The 20,951-nt window shown below is 50.4% G+C and carries 20 protein-coding genes; 1 reads left to right on the top strand and 19 read right to left on the bottom strand.

Annotated features, from left to right (window positions below):
• Positions 1-303: 303 nt before the first annotated feature.
• The 10 genes from AC4LF3_RS24545 to AC4LF3_RS24500 all read right to left on the bottom strand — a co-directional run bounded on the left by AC4LF3_RS24545 (position 304) and on the right by AC4LF3_RS24500 (position 11,493).
• Positions 304-1,518 carry an MFS transporter gene (locus AC4LF3_RS24545; RefSeq protein ID WP_112297539.1) on the bottom strand — a complete coding sequence of 405 codons (1,215 nt, stop codon included), beginning with the start codon at positions 1,516-1,518 and terminating at the stop codon, positions 304-306.
• Positions 1,519-1,573: 55 nt separating this feature from the next.
• Positions 1,574-2,419: a universal stress protein gene (locus AC4LF3_RS24540; protein WP_112297538.1), complete on the bottom strand. Its 846-nt coding sequence runs from the start codon at positions 2,417-2,419 to the stop codon at positions 1,574-1,576.
• 16 nt (positions 2,420-2,435) lie between these two features.
• Complete coding sequence (locus AC4LF3_RS24535) at positions 2,436-3,923, bottom strand: SulP family inorganic anion transporter (RefSeq protein ID WP_112297537.1); 1,488 nt, start codon at positions 3,921-3,923, stop codon at positions 2,436-2,438.
• A 1,687-nt stretch (positions 3,924-5,610) separates the two neighbouring features.
• Entirely contained in the window at positions 5,611-6,117 is a 507-nt protein-coding gene (locus AC4LF3_RS24530) for a hypothetical protein (RefSeq protein ID WP_112297535.1), read from the bottom strand.
• Between the two features lie 109 nt (positions 6,118-6,226).
• The gene (locus tag AC4LF3_RS24525; protein ID WP_313727712.1) at positions 6,227-7,729 is read right to left on the bottom strand and encodes a conjugal transfer protein TraG N-terminal domain-containing protein; all 1,503 of its coding nucleotides are present in this window, start codon (positions 7,727-7,729) and stop codon (positions 6,227-6,229) included.
• 10 nt (positions 7,730-7,739) lie between these two features.
• A complete protein-coding gene (locus tag AC4LF3_RS24520; protein WP_146766033.1) occupies positions 7,740-8,081 on the bottom strand; it encodes a hypothetical protein in 342 nt (113 codons plus the stop codon).
• A complete protein-coding gene (locus AC4LF3_RS24515) occupies positions 8,078-9,460 on the bottom strand; it encodes an integrating conjugative element protein (RefSeq protein WP_112297601.1) in 1,383 nt (460 codons plus the stop codon). Before AC4LF3_RS24515 ends, AC4LF3_RS24520 begins: the two co-directional genes overlap by 4 nt.
• Before the next feature lie 26 nt (positions 9,461-9,486).
• Positions 9,487-10,425 (bottom strand): TIGR03756 family integrating conjugative element protein, encoded by a 939-nt coding sequence (locus tag AC4LF3_RS24510; protein WP_112297594.1) that lies wholly within the window; start codon positions 10,423-10,425, stop codon positions 9,487-9,489.
• Positions 10,422-10,802 (bottom strand): TIGR03757 family integrating conjugative element protein, encoded by a 381-nt coding sequence (locus tag AC4LF3_RS24505; protein ID WP_281271262.1) that lies wholly within the window; start codon positions 10,800-10,802, stop codon positions 10,422-10,424. Before AC4LF3_RS24505 ends, AC4LF3_RS24510 begins: the two co-directional genes overlap by 4 nt.
• A 535-nt stretch (positions 10,803-11,337) precedes the next feature.
• On the bottom strand, positions 11,338-11,493 hold the full coding sequence (locus AC4LF3_RS24500; RefSeq protein ID WP_409521849.1) for a plasmid fertility inhibition factor family protein: 156 nt from the start codon (positions 11,491-11,493) through the stop codon (positions 11,338-11,340).
• An 80-nt stretch (positions 11,494-11,573) separates the two neighbouring features.
• Here AC4LF3_RS24500 and AC4LF3_RS24495 point away from each other — a divergent pair, with 80 nt between their 5' ends.
• A complete protein-coding gene (locus tag AC4LF3_RS24495) occupies positions 11,574-12,524 on the top strand; it encodes an IS481 family transposase (RefSeq protein ID WP_491836866.1) in 951 nt (316 codons plus the stop codon).
• On the opposite strand, the gene AC4LF3_RS24490 is transcribed toward AC4LF3_RS24495, so the two are convergent.
• The 9 genes from AC4LF3_RS24490 to AC4LF3_RS24450 all read right to left on the bottom strand — a co-directional run bounded on the left by AC4LF3_RS24490 (position 12,514) and on the right by AC4LF3_RS24450 (position 20,937).
• On the bottom strand, positions 12,514-12,837 hold the full coding sequence (locus AC4LF3_RS24490; RefSeq protein WP_491836865.1) for a hypothetical protein: 324 nt from the start codon (positions 12,835-12,837) through the stop codon (positions 12,514-12,516). The genes AC4LF3_RS24495 and AC4LF3_RS24490 overlap by 11 nt on opposite strands.
• Before the next feature lie 389 nt (positions 12,838-13,226).
• Positions 13,227-13,841, bottom strand: a complete 615-nt coding sequence (locus tag AC4LF3_RS24485; protein WP_112297591.1) for a DsbA family protein — start codon at positions 13,839-13,841, stop codon at positions 13,227-13,229.
• The gene (locus AC4LF3_RS24480) at positions 13,838-14,134 is read right to left on the bottom strand and encodes a hypothetical protein (protein ID WP_112297590.1); all 297 of its coding nucleotides are present in this window, start codon (positions 14,132-14,134) and stop codon (positions 13,838-13,840) included. The genes AC4LF3_RS24485 and AC4LF3_RS24480 overlap by 4 nt, the downstream gene beginning before the upstream one ends.
• A complete protein-coding gene (locus AC4LF3_RS24475; protein WP_112297589.1) occupies positions 14,131-17,073 on the bottom strand; it encodes a conjugative transfer ATPase in 2,943 nt (980 codons plus the stop codon). The genes AC4LF3_RS24480 and AC4LF3_RS24475 overlap by 4 nt, the downstream gene beginning before the upstream one ends.
• Positions 17,073-17,510, bottom strand: coding sequence for a TIGR03751 family conjugal transfer lipoprotein (locus tag AC4LF3_RS24470; protein ID WP_112297588.1), 438 nt, complete (start codon positions 17,508-17,510; stop codon positions 17,073-17,075). Before AC4LF3_RS24470 ends, AC4LF3_RS24475 begins: the two co-directional genes overlap by 1 nt.
• Complete coding sequence (locus AC4LF3_RS24465) at positions 17,491-18,972, bottom strand: TIGR03752 family integrating conjugative element protein (protein ID WP_112297587.1); 1,482 nt, start codon at positions 18,970-18,972, stop codon at positions 17,491-17,493. The genes AC4LF3_RS24470 and AC4LF3_RS24465 overlap by 20 nt, the downstream gene beginning before the upstream one ends.
• Complete coding sequence (locus AC4LF3_RS24460) at positions 18,962-19,849, bottom strand: TIGR03749 family integrating conjugative element protein (protein WP_112297586.1); 888 nt, start codon at positions 19,847-19,849, stop codon at positions 18,962-18,964. The genes AC4LF3_RS24465 and AC4LF3_RS24460 overlap by 11 nt, the downstream gene beginning before the upstream one ends.
• Positions 19,850-20,530, bottom strand: a complete 681-nt coding sequence (locus AC4LF3_RS24455) for a PFL_4703 family integrating conjugative element protein (RefSeq protein ID WP_112297585.1) — start codon at positions 20,528-20,530, stop codon at positions 19,850-19,852.
• Positions 20,527-20,937, bottom strand: a complete 411-nt coding sequence (locus AC4LF3_RS24450; protein ID WP_112297584.1) for a TIGR03750 family conjugal transfer protein — start codon at positions 20,935-20,937, stop codon at positions 20,527-20,529. Before AC4LF3_RS24450 ends, AC4LF3_RS24455 begins: the two co-directional genes overlap by 4 nt.
• Positions 20,938-20,951 lie beyond the last annotated feature (14 nt).

Here is a 20,951-nt window from a genome sequence, read left to right as displayed (position 1 = left end):
CTTCTAGACGGGATAGGCAAAAGCATCCCGAGGAGGAGGGGTAAAACTATGGCGGAGTTGGCATCCAGACGTTCATGGTTTGGTTCATGTTGATAATCCGCTTATCTGTTCAAGAGGGTAATACTAACAAGGTCAGCATTACGTGAAACGCCAGGCTCACATCCGTATGAAAGTGCTGCAAATAGCCGCTTTACAACTGAGCCACGTGTCTATGAGGGAGTAATACTAAACAAGTTCAATTAGATGATGGCAAATTGCTAAAATTGAACGAGACCCGATAAAAGGTCGCCGTCCACCTGCTGGTTACGGCTGGATCAAATCACGTTCCAACTTTATGGCTTTGAAGGACAACAGACTAGCCAGGACCATATATACAAAGCATCCCAAGGCCTGCGCCTGCAGCGAAACGCCCTGGTCTATCAAGAGACCCATCACGACCGGCGAGGCTCCGCTTGCAATAACGGTCCAGGCACCGACAAAGGAGCGGATTCGACCTAATTGCTCAGGCCCATAGAGCTGCATCCACAAAGCTGTGGCCAGGGTTGAGGCTACTGCCGAGGAGACACCCGTTAATATCAGGTAGACAGGGGCCACCCAGACAGAGTTGCTCAGGGCCAGAGCCAGCATGGCAGCTGCCTGAGGTGCCATGAAATAGGGCAGAGAACGCTTTGGTCCAATTCGATCAATAATGGGGCCTGCAATCAGCAAGGAAATGGCCTGGGTAATGGCATAGGCGATAAACCAGGCAGCTACCCATGAAATGGCCCAGGACTTCTCTTCAGCCAGACGCACCTGATGAAAAAAGAATCCGGTTGTGACGAAGGGAGAGGCCAGAATCACTGGAAGGGTGACCAGAAGGCGTGCATCCAGCCATAAAGCCAAGCCTTTCGAGCCTGCTTTGTTAGAGGCATTGCTGCTTGCTGGGGCAGCGATAGCCACCTGGCGGGGCAATACTTTAAGTGCGACAGCAGTGCCAAGTACTACGACGACAGCGTTGATAGCCCAGGCAGCTCGCCATCCCAGATGATCGATCAGGCTGACGGCACCCAGCGGCATTATGGCCTGGGCAATAGCCAGGCCCAGCGCGATAACGCCCAACGCCTTGCCTGCATCCACCGGAAAGTTTCGCGCAGTCGCCGTCATCGCGGTATGAACCATAAGCCCCTGACCACCCAGACGAAGCAAGTAAAAGCTTAGTCCGAGAAAAAAGACAGCAGGGCTGAAAGCCGTCAGCAGGCAGGCACCGGTGAGTAGAGCTGCTACGCAAAGACTGTAACGCTGCACGCTGACGCGATCGATCAGGCGGCCCAGCCAGGGCAGGGTCAATGCACTCAATACTGTTCCTATGGCATAGACTGTTCCAAGCCCTCCATCTGATAGATCAAAGGCTTGCCTGAATTGAGGCCCCGATAACGCGACAAAGTACGTCTGTCCAAAGCTGGAAAGTGCCATAAGGATGCTGCCAAACAGTAGGGGCTTCCAGTGGGCAGAGGTAAATCTTAAATACTTATGAAGCATGAGAGATGCCGCAGACCATGGCCGCGCCGGAAGAGACACGGCCAAGTGAGAAGAATTACCTGAGCAAAAGCAGAGGTACCGAGGTTTGCTGGATCATGCGGGTCGTTGTGCTACCTACCAGGAAGCGCCGTATGGCTGAGTGCCCATAAGCCCCCATTACCAGCATATCCATGGCGTGTTCCGCTATGTATTGGGGAATCACATCGGCTACTTCACCTTCACGGACCACCTGTTGTGTCTGAATTCCCGCTGCTGCGAGGGTCTGCCTCGCCCACTCCAGCTGCTCACTGTTGGCCGCTGAGGCCTGGCCTGTAAAGAGCACATGGCAGTCAAGCCCTTGGAAAAGAGCGCTGTTACCAATCATCTGCACAGCCTTGCGCGCCGTTTCACTGCCATCAAAGGCAATCACTGCTCGTTTGGGCTCTTTGTACGCGCCTGTAGCAATCAACATAGGGCGATGGAGCGTGCGGGCCACGCTTTCAACCTGGCTGCCAACTCCAGTGCTGGAAGTGTGCTCACCCTGTTTGCCAATCACCAACAGACGCATGTCTGTTTCCAGATCACGAAGGGTGTCGACAAGGTTTCCATGCCGTTGCAAGACGCTTGCCTGAACGGATGCAGCCTCGGCGGCGCGTTGCTGCGCTGCGGCCAGCATATGCTCCCCTTGCTCACGAGCCAGTCGAGCACGTTGCTCATCCAGCCGAGTGAGCTCATCCAGTAAGTGCTCTCGGCTGCCCAGACCTACGCAGCCGCTCAGGTCACCTGGGATTGGATACTGTGCCCGGTCCAGGACATGCAGAAGCGTTAGAGGCAGGCCATAGCGGGTGCTGGCCCAGGCCGCATAGTCACACACCGAGAGGGTAGAGGCGGAGCCATCAATACAGGCGATGACATTTTGCATGGTGTTCTCCTTGTTGTTAATGGCTCATGAGGTTGTCGAGAGCGTCAGGCTTGTCATGCGTACCAAAGCGATCAACGATGGTCTTGCTCGCTTCGTTCAGGCCAATGACCTGAATGTCAGTACCCTCGCGGCGAAACTTGATCACTACCTTGTCGAGTGCGGATACTGAGGTAATGTCCCAGAAATGGGCATGGGTCAGGTCAATCACGACCTTGTCTACAGCATCCTTAAAGTCGAACGAATCGACGAATTTAGTGGATGAGCTAAAGAACACCTGACCAGCGACTCTGTAGGTTTTCTCATGTCCATCTGCTGACAGGACCGAGTCAACGCGCAGGTAGCGGCCCACTTTGTTGGCAAAGAAGAGGGCAGCCAACAGGACACCCACGAGGACACCATAGGCCAGGTTATGCGTGGCCACGACCACTGCAACCGTTGCGACCATGACGATGTTAGTCGAGAGGGGATGGTGTTTAATATTACGGATTGAATCCCAGCTGAAGGTCCCGATAGACACCATGATCATGACGGCCACCAGGGCTGCCATGGGGATCTGCGATAACCATTTACCTAAGAAGACCACCATCAAGAGTAGAAAGATACCCGCTGACAGCGATGACAGGCGCGTCCGGCCGCCTGACTTCATGTTAATGATGGATTGGCCGATCATGGCGCAACCGGCCATGCCACCCAACAAGCCAGAGGCGATATTGGCGATGCCCTGACCTTTGCACTCACGGTTCTTATCGCTGGGCGTATCGGTAATGTCATCAACAATGGTTGCGGTCATCATGGATTCCAGCAGGCCCACCACTGCAAGCGCCGCCGAGTAAGGGAAGATAATCGCCAGGGTTTCCAGGTTGAGGGGTACTTCAGGCCAGAGGAAAATGGGCAGCGTATCCGGAAGCGCTCCCATATCGCCCACCGTACGGATATCAAGCCCCAGGGACATCGACACCGCAGTAAGAATGACAATGCATACCAACGGGGAGGGAAGGGCCTTGCCAATCACCGGGATGTAGGGAAAGAGATAGATGATGCCAAGCCCGGCTGCTGTCATGGCGTATACGTGCCAGGTTACATGGGTGAGTTCGGGTAGCTGAGCCATAAAGATCAGGATACCCAGGGCATTGACAAAGCCGGTGACGACCGAGCGCGAGACAAACCTCATCAGCGAGCCCAATTTCAGGTAACCGGCCATGATCTGGAGCACGCCTGTAAGAAGCGTTGCGGCCAGAAGATATTGAAGGCCATGTTCTTTGACCAAGGTGACCATCAGCAGAGCCATGGCACCAGTCGCGGCCGAGATCATGCCGGGACGACCGCCCACAAATGCAATCACAACAGCAATACAAAAGGAGGCGTACAACCCAACCTTCGGGTCGACACCTGCAATGATGGAAAACGCGATGGCCTCTGGAATCAAGGCGAGGGCTACCACAATACCGGATAAAAGATCGTTCTTTACGTTGGAAAACCACGTATTTCTAATAGCAGCGAGCATAAAAAATCCGCGCAATATGCGTGACTAGGCATGCCAAAACAAAGGGCGTGCAGAGCAAAGCAGCGATAAGTTTTAAGGGTTTGATTTGCCGTCAGACAGGCGTAAGACACACCGGTACAACTGCAGAAAGCCTGGGCTGAATAACAGCTAAGCTTTAGACGAAAGCAGGGCCGCTTTCTAAGGGAGGGGGAGATCTATGGCGGCGTAGGCAGCCAGGTGGGCACAGTCAACTTAATCATGGGATACCTTTCTATATCCGGTTTTACTAGTCATTTAGCTCAATAAGCCTAACACGATTTTTTGAAAGATGGCTAACCTCTCATCAATCGATGGGCTGTGGTAAGCCGCCGATCATTCTGCTGCCCAACCTTGAGTCGTTATCTCAAAAGAGTCGAAAGCTAGCCGTTACAAGTAAATTTTTTATCAAGGCAACTTTTTTACCTTTCCTTGTCCTAGAGATTAGCGGCTGTAACTCATTACCTATCTATTGAAAATAGGCATAGGAAAAGCCGTCAAGGGAATGGATAACTTCAATAGAGGTAAGGATAATGACAACTACCCTCCAAGAGCGTCGTGAACAGTTAAATGTTTTGATGGAAGAGTCGCGAGCCAAGGCAAAGGCCTTGGGGATTCACTTTGACTTCAGAACGGCTAAGCTTGCGGCGCGTAGGATTGTATTGGGTAAGTAATAAGGCCTGATTGGGTCAAAAGAACAGAGTCGGCCACATCAAAAAGAACGTGATGTAGGTTAGAGCCTAATCTACATCACGTCTGATACCCTTCTTCGGTAAGCGGTAAAGCCGCCTATGGCAGCTGTTTAACCCCCTCTGATTTCCATAACGGCCATTATGCGCTGCCGACACGAGCTATTTTTTAAGAATCTAGGCGGTAAATAGTCGCAATGCTTGCTGAGTTAGCCATAGGGCAGGATTACGGTATGACATATGTATTTACGTATATGCGAATTGGCATATAGATGAAGCAGAAACAGCTTATATCTTCATAGCGTTATCTTACTTTTTATGTAGTCATTAAGGTGTACCCCAGTGACTACACTCACAACAGGTCTTTTAGGCGTAGCGATAAATAGGCAAGAAGACTTAAACGACTACATTATTTATTCGCTACATCTAACAGCTACAAAAATAATGACGACTGTTGAGCGTTTTGACATAGTCCAAAACAATACCGGAGCGACCTCTACAGATACAGGTCGCTAGGCAATCTACCTTAGTGTTGCGTTATGGTATGGTTTATACCGCTACCGGAGCTGGTTACCTAAATTCAGTCGCTGGTCTTTGGTCACCAGCCCCGGTAGTTCCTAAGAGAAAAGCCACCTACGCATCCCAAGAGCAATCAGCGCTCTGATTCGTACCTAGCAATACCTTCGCCAACCGGAATCCACTCGGCTTCATCCAGGCCAGGCCGGCAGATCGCTACCTGAACTACTTGGCCTCCGCTGGGCTCTGCTGGGAGAAGCGTAGCATGTCTCCAGGGCGTGTAGTCTGGAGGACGCATGTATGAGTTCTCACCTCGGTGAAACTCCCATATGGCGTGCTTGCCTGCGCTACCAATCGACTTTTCCAAGTTCAAGGTAAAGCCGTTTTGCATTCGAATAATGAGCATCTGAGTCTACTTGATGAAATGGATTTGGTCAGTCGAGCACTTCCCATGATAAGCCCTATAGCTATGGAAACAAGGGAACTACCTGTGCCGTAAGCTGCCGGCGCCGTGCACGAAACCGCTTCCCTTGATTGATATCAGCCTCTGCTTTTATGGCAGCCTGCTCAGTTTTATAAGGCTTGGCGTCTTCTATTTGCATTGAGAGCTTGGGCAGGCGACCACCCTTCATCAAGTAGTAGCGCCGCTCTGGATACTCCAGATCCTCAATCTCAATAATCCAGGAGCCTCCGGCAGGTAAGTCTTTAAGCGGTAATGGCTCCATATGCCATTCAGACTGGTTAAGAGTGATACGAACCGGAATCGCTAGACTCGATGATCTTCGTCTAGCGGCTATGCGAGCGTCAGCAAGGCTAAGAAACTTCACAGCATCTTCGTAGCTAAAATGCCAGAGAGAAGGCTCGATATTAATCAGAAGGCGATCCTCTAGCTCACTATATACCGCATAAAACTCGGTGAGCTCAGCTGATGCGGGAAGGCTAGTAGAGACTTGATTTACTTCCGTTTCGTCCATGAAGTCACCCTCTTGAAACCTAATTGTTGTAAGGGATTACCCTTACCAGCATGACATTTAGCCCCTAGGTGCAGCAACGGCTAGGGGCTAAGCAGCTCGATAAGCCTAATTAAATGGCTTTCTTAGCCAAATTAACGCCTTCGCTTCCTGCCGCCTTAGCGTCACCAGTCGCCTGCCCAAACGATGCCGCGATGTTTCCAACTTGGACCCCTGCCCAGCTCAACGTCGCTAACCAGAAGGTAGGCAGGACGATGAACATGGCACCCATAACAAAGTTAAGCAACATATCCGACTCAGTGTTATTCAATCCCATTACTGGATTGAAATTTTGATGTGGGGCATTTGGACCATACAGTGCATCGATCACTGTGCTGTCAATCCAACGAGCCAACTGGAACCAGAAGTCGATAAAAAATAGCGCGAACTGTACAAAGGTCACGGTCATCACAGCTTTTAAGCTGTAAGTACTAAAGACCAGGATCAACGGAATACAGATCACCAAGGCCATTTTGAGGAATGCCATTACCATGGGTAAGGCTTGGCGCACCACGTCCATGGCCGGGAAATAAGCCAATGACCCTACTGTTAGCCCAGCGCCGGCGGCAATGCGTGCTGCTTGGTTATAGCCGTTCACGCCAATTTGACCACCATAATCTGTATAAGCCGCTCCTTGGGTCATTCTTTGTTGTCTAGGTGATACTACATCCCGGATAACAGAGTCATTTACCTCATCCTGATTCAGGAAGCTGGCCCATTTACCCATTTTTACTAGTAATGTTGGTTCAACTTGAGCAAGAAGTTTGGCGCGCAAACCCGTACTGCCTGTGGTCCACCACTCCTTGCAGGTTGGATATCCCCCTCCGCTATCAACCCTGGCTAAGCCTGCATCACGCGTCTCGTTGTACGGAAAAGCAGTACGGGGGGTCGACGAATGAAACGCATCATAATAGCCGCTGGTATTCACCAAGTAGGACGAACCAATCCAACTTACATCGTTGAGTTCATCCAACCCTAGCTTTGGACGGTCCATAAACATCTTGGCTCTGGAAGGACCGTAGCAATCATGCGTAAAGTCGGCGACTTCTTGGGTGAGTACAGGATCGTTGATACGCGTAGCATTAACGTCCATACGCATTTGCCTTAGGTCAACACCGCACGGGATACTTGCTACGGCGGCTCCGTTTATGGCCTTAGATAAGGCATGAATCATAGCCCACCAGATTGGGACCTTAGCGCTCTGACCATTAAGGGTTGTGAATGAGCTTCCCCAACCTGTTTCACCAGGTTTAGGTACTGATATTTGGCATTGCTTGGAGCGGCTATCGTCAAACTGCAGTGTAGATAGATCGATGCTTTTCATCGGAAGCGCGGCAAACAGAATGACAAAGATGGCAACGAAGATTCGATTCTCAATGCGAAGCGCAGAGAGGACGCCCTTGTTGCCTTCATCGGCACCTTCGCCTCGAGCTCTAAGCCACTCTTGACCAACAATAGCGAGGAAGGGGAGAGCGAAGAGGCCAGTGTCTGCCAACGTATCCCAAATACCGTTGTTGATCAGCCAACCTACAAGGGTTAGGTAGTACTCTAGGTAGTCTGTTGTATAGAGCGTCATCTCCAATCCCCTAGAATACGTCTGCTTTTACAAGCTCAAACACCACAAGCGTCACTACCCCACCCAGACCGCCATTGCGAAGCCGAGCCCTAGCCTGCATAGTAGGTTCACGCTTAAGCACACGCTTTCGCATCCACCACCAGCCATAGGCTAAGCCTGCATAAAGGCACAGTCGCCACGCAAAGAAATACCAATAGGCCTCGTTCCTCCAGGCGCTCCACGCCTGTACGCTGCCTAAGTGCTTGATACCCGCTAAATCAAATGCCAGGGCAACCAAAACCACCAGGATGCTAGCTAGTAGAGGCATCCATAGACGACTGCTCAGTAGCAGGGGACGCTTCGCTACCATCATTTTGCTCCTGACGATTTTTCTAGCTGTTGCAGCCGATCGGGTTGCGCATCGCCTTGGAACACACCGCGCGAGTTTTCACCACGCATATGTGCACGATCGATGATTGTTTGAGGCGAGTTGTTAGCGAGCTCGCGGCGGAGTTCTAGTTCTGTTTTAAGATTAAGGATTTCCTGTTGCAGGACATCGTTTTGCTTGTGCAAGCCTTCAAGAGCGAGATCATTGTTAGCAACGTTAGGCTCCTTAGCACCGGCTAGAAGCAATCGCATCAGCAGTAACGCCTTCTCAAGAATACTGGCTAGAGAAACCTCGGAGGCTAAACGGCGCATTAGAACAGCCTGGTCCTGTTCATTTCGGAGCGCCTCGATCACACCACGAGTGATGGGTAGCGAGTCGCTACTGGCCTCCTTAAGGTTTTCAGTTGTAGGACGTTTATTACCATCAACAAGATTCTTTAGCGCCGTGAGCTTTTTCTCGTATTCCTCTTGGATCAGAGGAGACAATCCAACACCTGTCATTGTGGCGGTCTTATTACAGTCTTCACAGGTCTGCAGCTCCTGCTCACCCAATACTCGATTGGCAAAAGTTACTGCCTCTTGGGGTGAAGACCAGGTGCCGCAAACCAGTCCGTTGTCACAATCACTTGTCCCGATACTAGACGTTTCCTTGGCAGAACGGCCAGTCAGAAGGTTATAGCCAGCCCGCGTTACATCTCCGACCACACGGATAGGCTGTTGGCCAGCACCGCCTGCATTTTCGCCACCGACCCAAGGGACGCCCCTATTTCCTCGGCTCGCCTCTGCTGCAGCTGTTGCGGCAACGGCGTCTCCATTACCAGCCACCTCATCGCGCATCGCCTGGCCTTCAGCCAACTGTCCCCACCCCATCTGGTTCCCAGCAATGTTAGCCATCTTTTCTGCCATTGCGCGGCATGTCGCTTTTGAGCGGTCAAAGTCCACACGCGCTTGGAGAACGCCATTTGTAAGTAAGTTGTAGAGGGCTGGATTAGCACGTTGGATGATGAGCGCAGGGAGAGAAGCTACTGCAGACGTAGCGTTCTGAATGACTGAACTCATAATGGTTTGGAAGCCGTTAGTAGCTCCATTGAGCTGGTTTTGTAGCGTCGTGGTAAGACTCATGTTTCCGCAGATGAGATTGGTATTCCATCCCGCGCCTACTCCGATACTTTGCATGTTACCGGCACTTCCCATACTAACGGCATTACCACCACCAATCCTGTACAGCACATCGTCACCGATGACATTTCCCGAAGCCTCATATCCATAGTCGTCAGCTGCTGCTAGGGCCAAACTAGTAAAGGTGAAGCTAGCAATCGCTATAGCCAATCGCAGCGACTGTCGTGTGATAGAAAGGAAAGTCATGGCCGGGCCTCGGAGATAAGTACTCATCAGGAATCAAAATCAGTGCTAAATAAAAATTTCTGGCCTGCGCGCTTACAGCAGCTATAGGGTCGCCATAGCGCCCAAGCGTAGGCGCCGTCTTCAGCCTGAGAACGGGGATTATCATTTGGGAAAACTGCGCAGCTTTGGCTAAGTTTGGGAACGAGCTCTTGCCACTTGTGCGTTTTGATATCGCCTTCAGTGATTGGTCCAGGCGGCCAGTAACCGTCGCTAGCCTTTGCAATGATAGGCTGATAGACATGAATTTGACCTGAGCGCGTAACGACATCGCCAGCACGCTGAGCCATAACCGCAGCGGCCTTATAGTCATCGACCTGGTGTAAGAAGCCCTCTCGGGGATAAACATTTCCCCAAAGATTCAGCGCCGTCATGCTACCGACTTCTCGCATACCCGGAATTAGCGCCTGTGGATACGCCATTTCAGGGGTACCGTATCGCCAAGCCACTGTATCAAACGTGCTTAAGAAATAAGGCATGTAAGGCGTCGTTGCGCTTTTGCAAATGTAGCCGGTAGCGGCGGCAAATTTACTCAGCACAGTGCCAGGATGGCCGATGACGTCTACGTTTTTAAAAACCGTCATCTCGTTCTCACGCTTGTAATTCGTGGTGCCGTTGTAACCACTTTGAGCAGTAGTGTTAGCGGGACTAAAAGCCGAGACCTCCGTCCATGGATTTGCTCCTGTATTGGCGTAGCTCGATACCACCGTCTCAGGCACGTAATGGCGTACTTTTGCAGAGGTGCGTACGTGACAGCCATGAGCACCGCACTTTAGCCAATAGCAGATCCCGACCACTTTGTATTCGATGCAATCGGGAGAGGCCACTGATGAGGCAATAGAAATTGAATCGATTGCAGCAGCCGCGCCGGCAAAGCCAAGTGAGGCAATTGCTACCGAGCACCTTAAGTTTTTTGCACGGAGCTTCATGGCTCACCAACCTTACGCTGCGCCGCAATTAGCGCCTCAGCCTGAGCGACGTCCGCAATGCCATAAACTACATAGGTGCGGTCGACTACCACTGCTGGCAGTTTTTCAACTCTAAGACTCCAGGCATCTGCAACTCCTTGCTGAGCGAGACGCATACGCTCGATGAGCTGATGGCCAGCAGCGCTCTGCATTCGCGCTTGGACCATTTCTGCAGCACGCTCTGGTTCTGCTGGCAGCCCTTGGGATAGCTCGCTTTCGATGTGCTGAGGCGCATCTAAAAGACTGACCTTAGCGCCGCCCGTATTAGACACTGGATGAATGCTGTCAGTGAAAACGAGCGTTTCACCAAAGCAGCCTGCAGATAAAAAGAGACATATCGCTGCGGCACTTAATTGACGCGTGCGAGAGGCAGAGCAAGCACAAGGAGTAGTTGGCATCACAGGCACCTGGTAGAGAAGCAGGTGTAGTGAAAGCGATTAGAGGAGCTTAACGCAGTAAAGAATAGGGATCAGGAAAAAACGTATTTTTTAACCCGAGAGGCTTGATATATCGGAGTTGAAAAGCTTAGCGTCTTACTAAGGCAGTTCAGAATTAACCCTAGCAGTAGCTGCGGGATTATCTACAATTTTGCCGCTTCGCAAGTATTGGCGATCATCCCATTCCTTCAGGAATCTAGTCATAGCTCTAGCTCGAAAATTTGAACATTCCTGCTGAGACCAACGCATTTGTTGAGGCTCGCAATTGGGGTGGTTAATAAAAATTTTATTGAAATAGGACTGAGTTACAGACCAATCGTATGAATGGGCACTCGCCAGACTCGATACTAGAAGACTTAACAGAACGGCTTCTTTACGCATATTTCGTAGCTCATTTCCATAAAATCAAAACAATCTCCTATTAGTACAAATTTCCTTAAGCCCCGCAATGCAACCTCAAGCTCTCAGCGACTTTGATAGAGCACATGACAGGCATTTGAATAGCACCCGCGTATGCTAAGTATCTCGTCCTATGCCGTCCGTTCACGTACGAAACGTAATTTACTTCCTCACTTTCGGTTTTTTGAAAGATTTCTTGGAAGATCTTGAACCTAGGTGTTTGGTCCCAGAGAGAAAGGGTTTATGGTATAGACCTCTATCGGAGGAGGATCCATGGCTCAAGTTCTACACAAACGCGCCACGACCACGCACGCCATCCGAGCGGAGTTACAGCGATCGCAGGATTCGATCGCGACGCTAAGTAAGCGTTACAACTTAAACCCCAAGACCGTGATCAAGTGGCGTAAGCGTGACTCGGTTGAAGATCAGCCCATGGGACCTCGGGAGCCGCATTCGACCTCCCTGACTCTGGCTGAAGAGGCCGCTGCGATTGCGTTCCGGCAGAAGACGTTGCTGCCTCTGGACGATTGCCTGCATGCCTTGCAGCGCTTCATACCCAGGCTTTCGCGCTCGGGCCTGCACCGGCTCTACCAGCGACACGGCATCAGCAACCTCCCGCGCTCAGCTGAGCCGGTACGTGAGAAGAAAGCCTTCAAACGCTATCCGCTGGGCTATCTGCATATCGATATCACCGAAATGCATACTGCAGAAGGAAAGGCTTATCTGTTCGTGGCAATTGATCGCACGTCGAAGTTTGTGTATGCCGAGTTGCACACGCAGATGATGCGCAAAGATGCAGTCGACTTCTTGGAGGGTACGCTTAAAGCATTACCCTATAAGGTGCATACAGTGCTGACTGACAACGGCATCCAGTTTGCCAAGAAGACTGGTACAGAAAGCTATCGGGCCCATCCTTTCGATGTGATCTGTTATCGGCACGGTATTGAACATCGGCTAACCAAGCCCTTCCATCCCTGGACCAATGGCCAGGTCGAGCGCATGAACCGGACGATCAAGCAGGCCACCACCAAGACCTTTCATTATGCCTCGCTTAAACAGCTGCAGGAGCATATAAAAGATTATCTTTGGGCGTATAACAGCGCTCGTCCATTGCGCGCCTTGAAAGGGCAAACACCGGTTGGCTTTATCCTCGGGCAATGGCACAAACAACCACAGCTCTTTTTAACCGATCCAAACCCCTTCTTCCCGGGACCTAACACCTAGGTACACGGAAATATCGGGTTCGCGTACCAAAAGCTACGATCGGCATTTCTATGTAGGTCTGTCTCGCCGTAGGTGGCTTTAAAAAATCAAACACTCCCTGTTTATCATGCTCAGACCATTGCTCAACAGGCTCTTTTACATAGCATGGTAAATCGTTGTCTGAATACTCAATCAATCTCTTAACGTCCACAATGATGACAGTATGGCTGTCATCATTGTGCCTGCGTCTTAAACCAACACTTTGATATTCAGGATGGTTAGCGCTAAGCGGAACATGCCAGACTCCGTTTACTTCATTGATCAAATTACTCATACCATTTCCCTGAAGCTTCACTAAGATCCCTACCAAAGGAATATTCACACGCGATTGAATTTTGTTTGATTGATGCGCTGTATCCTATTCCGTCAGCTGAAAATAAAGGTTTACTCATCACATGGAAATGATGCCATTTAGCAGGCATTTTCTTGATTCATAACATTCTATGCGCTGAAAATCGTATTTCGAAAGGGATATGCTTATTCCAAGTCCGAAAGTTATTGGTGGACTTAAGGCAGCATGGGCAATACACAACCGATTCATTTTAACCTGGGCAAACGGCCAGCGCGGACCGATTGATGCTGACGATGAATCGCCCCATGACTCGCTTAGATTAGCCATGGTAAGTGCGCGCCTAAGCCTGCCTGAGAAAGTGGATTTTTACTTTATTTAAACATCTGAGTCGCATCGGTCACAGCGAGCGCGTCCAAAGCAGATAAGAGTACATTCTCGTCCGCAGGCCCGGTCAGTAGAACATCACGCTCTGTTTTATGATCAGTTACCACTAGACTCGGAGTTGCATTGATTCCCTTGCGTTGTGCAGCTAGCACCTGCTTTTGAATCTCTGACTGGATATTTTCGTCAGCCATACACTCTCTCATCGCAGAGTGATCTATATCTGCAATCACAGGTAGGCCTTTAGGGATACCAGAGCCATTGCCCTGTGTCTGGGCATAGATCATTTGCGTTGCCTTCCAAAAGCTCTGGTTGCCGCCCAGCTTGCCAGCACATTCTGCATATTGCGCCTCACGACTGGCCATAGGCTCGTGAGCACTTAAAGGCAAGTGCTGCCAGCGCAAATTCACATCAGATTGACTAGCGATCCATTTGCTAATCTGTGGAAAGTAGTCCTTACAAAATGGACACTCCAGGTCGCCATACAAGGTGATGCTGTAGCGAGCTTGGGTAGGACCTAGTTCCCAAGCTGCGCTCCCTGTAGCTGCAAACCCACTGTTTGCCAGTAAAAAGCTTACGATACCTAATAACCAGCGGCTCCTCATTGACCACCAACTTTGAATGGCTGGACTGGACAAACCGATATAGAAATATTCAAAAGTTCTTGCGCGGCTTCTTTGGGTTGAGGATATTGCTTAAGCCAGACGCCTAAGTGCTGGCTCAGTGAGCTTTGTATGTCTCGCCGGTCAACAGCCCATAGTTTTATCTGCTTAAGTGATTCAATCAGAACCGGAGCACTAATCTCCAGTGATCGCTGTGCTGCGACAGGGTGATTGGTCATAAGCTGGACCAGGTCATCAATCAAGCAACTAGTGAGGTTATCCAGGGCACGACTCATGCAGTGATTTCCTTTTGTTGAGAAGCTCCAATAACCGATTTTGCTGCCATAGCACCTCGGTCAAGCAAGGCAATACCGCGAGCCTGGTCGATTCGCTCGGCGACCATAATCGCTGCGTCTAGCTCTTCAATTCCATGCTCCTGCATCAGCCGGAAGCGTTCATTCTTTTCTTCAGGTTCGGTCATAGCCATCGCTAGATAAAGACTTGGAGGTACGGTCCGGAAGAGCAACTCCATAGATTTGGAAAGCACCACGCCTTCAGCAAATTTGTTTTTCTCTTTACGAGCTGAAAGCATCAATGCCTTTTGAGCATCATTAAGCTCTCGGAATCTAGCAATCTTACCCACCTCATCCGGCGGCATACTCAAGCAGATCCACCACTCGATCATGTTGAGCATTGGTTCAGCTGCTTTAGGTAAGTCATCAACGTTCTGGGTCGCTAGCCAAAACCAGGCGCCTAGCTTCCGCCACATTTTGGTGATCTTTACCACATACGGTGAGAGAAGAGGGTTCTTAGTTATAATGTGACCTTCATCCGTCACATTAATAATGGGCCGTCCCAACATTTGGTCACGCTCAGCAATGTTGTTGACCGTATTAATCAAAGAGATATAGCTGATGGATAGCTGAGCGCTGTAGCCTTCTCGCGCATATGTCGCAAGGTCAACGATAGTTACATCTGCTTCAGGCCAAGGCGAGCCGTCCCTGTCAAACATGGCACCGTCAGTTCCTTGACAGAAAATCCCCATAGCATCAGCCATGTCGAGCAAACGACCTTTAGTGATATCGTTCGAAGTGTTCTCAGCTTCACGACGGATAGCATCGCGAACGTCCCGCGTAAGGACTGTTCTGTTTTCAGCTACGCAGACATGGGCTGCATCGATAATACATTTACGAATCCGAGATCTATCGGCGCGAGTTAGGCGCTTCTCTTCTTCAACCTCGCCTCCCGTAATCATCAGTCGGGCAATAATCTCTAATTCACCCAATACGTCCCGCTTTTCTTCTTCCTCATCAACTGCCGTGATCGAGCGAGCTGAGGCCTCTACGCTATCATCCTCGTCATCTAGTTCAGGATTCACAGTCATGACTTGAGAAGGTGTTTCTACCAGTCGCCAGGCGTCAGCAAACGGTGCCAGGCTAACTCCCGCGCCGGGAGCAAGTTTTACTCGATTGACTGTAAGCCCTAAGCGTTTACAGAAGTCTGCATAGAGACCAAAACTGTTGCCGGCTTCAACGATAAACAGCCGTGGCCGATAGATCGCAGTAACTTGATTCAGAAGGTAGTTCAAGGTTGCAGACTTACCGGAACCAGTAGGTCCAAACAGAAACAAATGTGCATTCATCTGGCGGTCCAACCCATTGAGTGGGTCGAAAGTAATAGTGCCACCGCCACGATTAAAAAGAGTTATTCCAGGATTTCCAGTCCCCTGACTACGGCCCCACACAGGTGCCAGATTGGCAATGTGCTGGGCAAACATGAGCTGGGTATACCAGCCGGCATTTTTTACACTTGGGTCAAAGCAGCACGGCAACCAGCGTAAGTAACTATTAAGAGGTGCAACCTCGTCCTCATCGCGTACCGGCTGGATACCATTATTGAGCAGGACATTGTTGAGCTGTAGACTGCGTGAATCCAGTTCCTTGGTATCTTTCCCACGGATATAGAAGGCAACACTGCCTTGATAAAGCTTGTGAGCACTACCGATAATGCTTCGAGCTGATTGAATGTCCTGTCGGGCTTGCTCAGATGAAAGCGTCTCACCTACTGATTTCTTGCCAAGATGGTTGAGCTTGGCCTCAAGGATATCTTGCGGGGTTACCAGCATAGTAATACAGAGGCAAGTGTCCTCCGGTAGCTGGTCAAACATCGCATTGATGGCATCCCCACCTTTACGGGTTTCACCTGTTAGATGTCCCGTTGACGGAGGTGTGCGTAGCCGATCAACCATTACCACTCTATGTGGCATGGCATCAAACAGCCAAACGCCTTCCTGGCTGTTAGAGCGAGGCTGACTAAAGAACAGCCGTTCTGAAAAGTCAGTACCACTAGCTAGCTCCAACTCATCGGGTGGAGTGACTTCAGGATAGGAAGTTAAACGATAGAACTCATCTTTGTCCTGTATGTGCTTGGGATCTGGATTAAACCAGCGTAACAGCCAGTCATGGATCTCAGCTCCCTCCATGCGCTTTGCGACGACCCCAGCATTAGCCATGCCACCAATAAGGCGATCACACATTGTATTAAGAGCCTGCTCTGAGCTCTGACCACGCCGACCAGATCCACCTTTGGCCCACCGATATATGACCATACGAACCCGGCGTTGCTGTCCTCTCCAAGGTAATTTAGAGATAGTTGTATCTTCAAAAAGACCGCCAGGCTTAGCAATGGCTTTGAGATGATGGGCAAAGAAACGCAGATAATGCTCAGTAAAAGGGGTGCCTTGGGCACGAGGCTTAATGTATTGTCGAAGGCTATCCATATAGCCATCCCAATTTGTCTCATCCTGAGCATAGAACTGAACGACCCAAGGGCTATCTTCTAACTCGTCAAAACTATCCTGCAGAGCATTTTCGAGCGCGTCACGCACATTACGCAACCAGTCGGATTCCCGGCCTTCAGTACCCACTGGCGTAAGATCATAAAAGGCCGCAACCGACTCGTTATCCTCAAGCAGCATGCATTGTGACTCATGCAGAAACTCAACCCATGGCAGCCTTTTAACGAAAGAGGGTGATACCTCATGAGCGGTGTTAATTTCAGCACGAGTAGGCGGAACCTCTCGGCTGTCAAGGACTGAGCCCGGCTCCGGGATACCATGTTCTGCTAGGTGGTTAACATGGGCCTCCCAAGCATCCTGTGGTTCCTCAACAACTTTTTCAGAGACCGCTTTGTTACGGAAGTGTTTAAACAGCGAAAAGTTAGAAAGGCTGTTCATCAATAATCCTCCGTGCGCTCACCAGGCATGGCGTATTGCACACGCTGATAAAGCGGAAATACGGTGCTATAGCCAGGAATTGGAGCCGGCTCACTACCAGCCAAATGTGGATACACGTACATGACCAAGTCAGGATTGGGCAGACGCTTGAACTGGCTATAAATCTCGTTCTGGGCAGTACGAGTGTACTGGACGTTTTCGCTTAGGCTGCCAGTACTTCCTAGAGCATCGGCTGTAAGTGGACGACGTAGAGTTTGGCGAGCATCAATTACTCGACGTTCACTACTGCTCCCAGCTGAGCCGCCCGTACCCTGATTCCAGATGTCCATCATGGTGTTACCGCCATGGGGCATCAGCTCATCCTTATTTGTAGAGCAGCCCGCGAGTACTCCAAGCAAAGCAAGGCTTACCAAAGACTTAGTCCAAGCGTGAGACATGAGGCACTCCTGATCCGTACTTAACTTTGCGGCCCTTGATCTCGTAATCGATAGCAAGCTCTTGGTCGAGGTGGATGGCTACCTGGGCACCTGGCTTGACGTAGATAGCCGCGAAAGCCTGCCCGTAGAGCTTGTTCACCCACTCAGATACATCTTTAACGCCGCTAGACAATATGCTTCCTACTGCCTGATTGCCTGTCATGGATTGGGTACCTAGGGTCGTACCACCACTGGTAATAACGGAAGAGCTTGAACTGTCATCACTATTGTTAAGTAACGTCGCAACACCTGCACCCGCCGCTGTAATTAGCGCTTGTGAACCTATATATTGCTTTGCATTACTGCGCCGTTCGCCTGTAATACAAGGGATGCCATAGGAATCGCTAATCCATCCTAACCCCCCCTGAATTTGCTCATTATTGGCATCAGAAGTGCGAGTATTATTGCTGCTAGTCTTCATGTTCTCAGCATCCTCAGGCCTTGGCAGCGTTCGAATTGTGCCGTCGTTGAAGACAAAGGTGATGCTTTTCACCTGGCCACGCACACATGACAAGGTCCAGTCTCCAGACGCCGTACCGCTGACAACCGCACCGGCAACATCAGGCAAGTCGATACCGTTTGCTGTAAGGTTGTCCGGCCCAATCAAGACTTTAAACGGATAGGGATCGTTAACAGTTCCGTCCACTGGCACGCGACCTACCAATGCCGTCATTGCTACAGACCCCATCAGCGTGGAGTTCTGTGGGAGGGTATATACAGGCTTAACTTTCTTTTTCTTTGACGTGTTGTCACTAGGAAGCATGCTTTCCTGAGCATTGCCAAGCTTGGTTTGCGCCCGATCAGTGGCCTCACCAAAGCTTGTCGGGAAGACCGTACCCGATACCTTTTGACCCGTGCTTGCGCTTACCGCCTTACCCTGAGCATCTACAGCCTGACCATCCTGTGGGTCGATCCAGGTAACACCGTCGCTGGATCCAGCAAACTTTTTCCCATCGCCTTCTTCAAGGCCTAAGTCAACTGGCATGTCTCTGGTAAGGCTATTATTGGCCAACTGCTGCTTTAGCTGATCTAGGAGAGTGCGAGTCTCAGCCTTATCACGCTCAACCTCATTGGCGGTTTGCTGCAGTCTGTCACGCTCACCTTTTACGCCTTGAGCAATACGCTGATCAATTTCAGCTTCTCTAGCACGTAGTCGCTTATTCTCTTCAGCTTGAGCCTCGTTTTGTTTTAGCTGAGTCTGAAGATCAGTCCGCAGTGCTTTGTACTGAGCAACAAGCGTTGCCATGGTGTCATGAGACGTATCTCCTTCTACACCCAGTGCCTTGAGTTCGTCAGGTGTTAAGCTTGCCGAGGGCTTATCCTCAACTGCAATCTTCTCCTGGTTGCAGCCTTTCACCGAGACAACACCAACGGCAATGATGATGAGCAATAAAATCCATTTAAGTAAGCCGTTACTTTTCATGGCGAGCCTCCAAATTACCTTGCGGGTCAATGGGGCTAATAGCGGGAAATAAAGCGTTTGCTAGTGGCTGCCCTTGCGTAACTAAGTACACGACAGTGGTGTCCGCAGATGTGCCTCTATTTCCTAAAGTATTGTGCTGAAAAGTTGCCGTTGCGAAATTGCCTTGCAGCTCCCGTGGGTCGAGTACAATCAGCTGGGCAGAAAGATTGCGAAGCTTTATGGCGGTTACATAAAAATCATCGAGCCTCCAAGCGGCTAACGCCTGGGCTTGGATGGGCTGACTTGGTAGCAATGTAGAGAGGTCCAGATGTCGACTAAGGTTTACAACTGAAACCCCATCGACTGGCTCCACAGTTCGTAGAGGCGCATAAAGATTTTGTGCAGCATAGCGGGTTAATACGACAGGGACCGGCGTCTCTCTAACCGGCGCGTTATTCTCAACGGCCTCATCAGTCTCCTCTTCTTCAGAGGTTAGTTCCGCATTTGTTTGGCCGTAGTGTTTACTTGGTGACTCACCCTGTACGATCTTGACGGGCTCTAAGACGGCCTGATTTTTATCAGCATCCTTAGCCATGATATCAACCAAAATAATTTCACCGGTGTTAACCACCTGCAGCTGTAGGCGAGTAGGCTCAATCGCTTTATCCGCCTTAAGATAAATTGCTCCTCCGGTGCTTTGAACCCGCAAGTTTTCCTTAATAGTATTAGGTACACCGACACGCACATTTTGGTCTACGAAGATGATGCGCTCTTGACCAACAACAAGCGGGACGGCTAGAGGTAACCGCTCCCAGCGTACGATCTCGACAGCATTTGCAACCTGCGTTGTTAGGACGAGCGTTAACGCTGCTAGGCTTAAGCGGAATCCGAAATTCATTTACAGCCCCCCCAACGAGCTAGAAGCTCTGTCTTCTTCTGCAGCGGCTTTAGTCAGTGCTTGAATCCTCTCAGGTGCGCTGTGATAACAATCCAATGCCATCCCATAAGGATTTTTTTCAGGATCAACATCGAAACGCACCACGTGTAACGGATAACGAGCGAAGGCGCGCTTTACCCGCTCAGAGCCGAAAAATTCATCTGCCTCAAGGTCCAGGTTCACAAGCCAATCACCGTCAGCCAAAACCTTTACCCGAAATTCCGGATCATCTCCGTATCCTCGACCAGGAATCTCCGACACAGCACGAGCCCTACGCCGTAGTTCCCCGTTGTCTTGGCGAAGCTTGGCATCTGCTTCTAGGAAGGCTCGACAGCTTGGAGTCAAGTAGGCTTGGTAACGGTAAATATTGGAGGCATAGTCCTTCTCACCATCGCTTGGCCAACGATTTAGCTGCTGGAAAATGTAGAAGCCAAAGGCATAAACACTCTCAGGCGGAATTTCCCACCATTTGCGGGTGCTTCCAGACCTTAGATCTGGAGGGTTATGGACAGTTAGATCACGAGGCGCGCTCCACCAGCCATAACATGCAGCTAGCGTTACTATTGACATTACGCCTAGACCAACGCGTAGAGATTTAACATGCGCCTCAAGACGGGCAACTTCATTCTTAAAGCGGCTCACAGCGAATGACCTCTGCGATGACTCCAGAGACCCGAGCGATTTATCAGCTCCTTACCCCCAAGCCAGGTTGTTAGGGAGGGAAACCGATTAACCAGACGCCATTGCATTTCCCGATAAAGCCACGTTTCTGGTCGGCCCCGCTTGAGACGACGAAGCAGCCTTCCACCGGTAAACACACCAACGGCAATGCAGAGCAGCAGCATCGTAGGCAACATGGCAAATGCTTTGAATAAGAAGGCCATGGGAATCCCTAGAAGAATCCCCACTACCGCTGAGATAGCTGCAGTAGCAAACATTTCGTCTGCTGTCAGTCCCAGCACAATAATTGGCTGCCTGTTTAGACGAACCGGTAGGAAGTTCACCGTACCGTCAGGCAACAACGTAATGTTCTGAGAAGGGGCATCCATCGAAATCTCCAGTC

The sequence above is a fragment of the Pseudomonas sp. C2.3V genome, from assembly GCF_058536325.1.
Note: the sequence above shows the minus strand (reverse complement) of the source record. Positions and strands in the feature narration are given on the sequence as shown.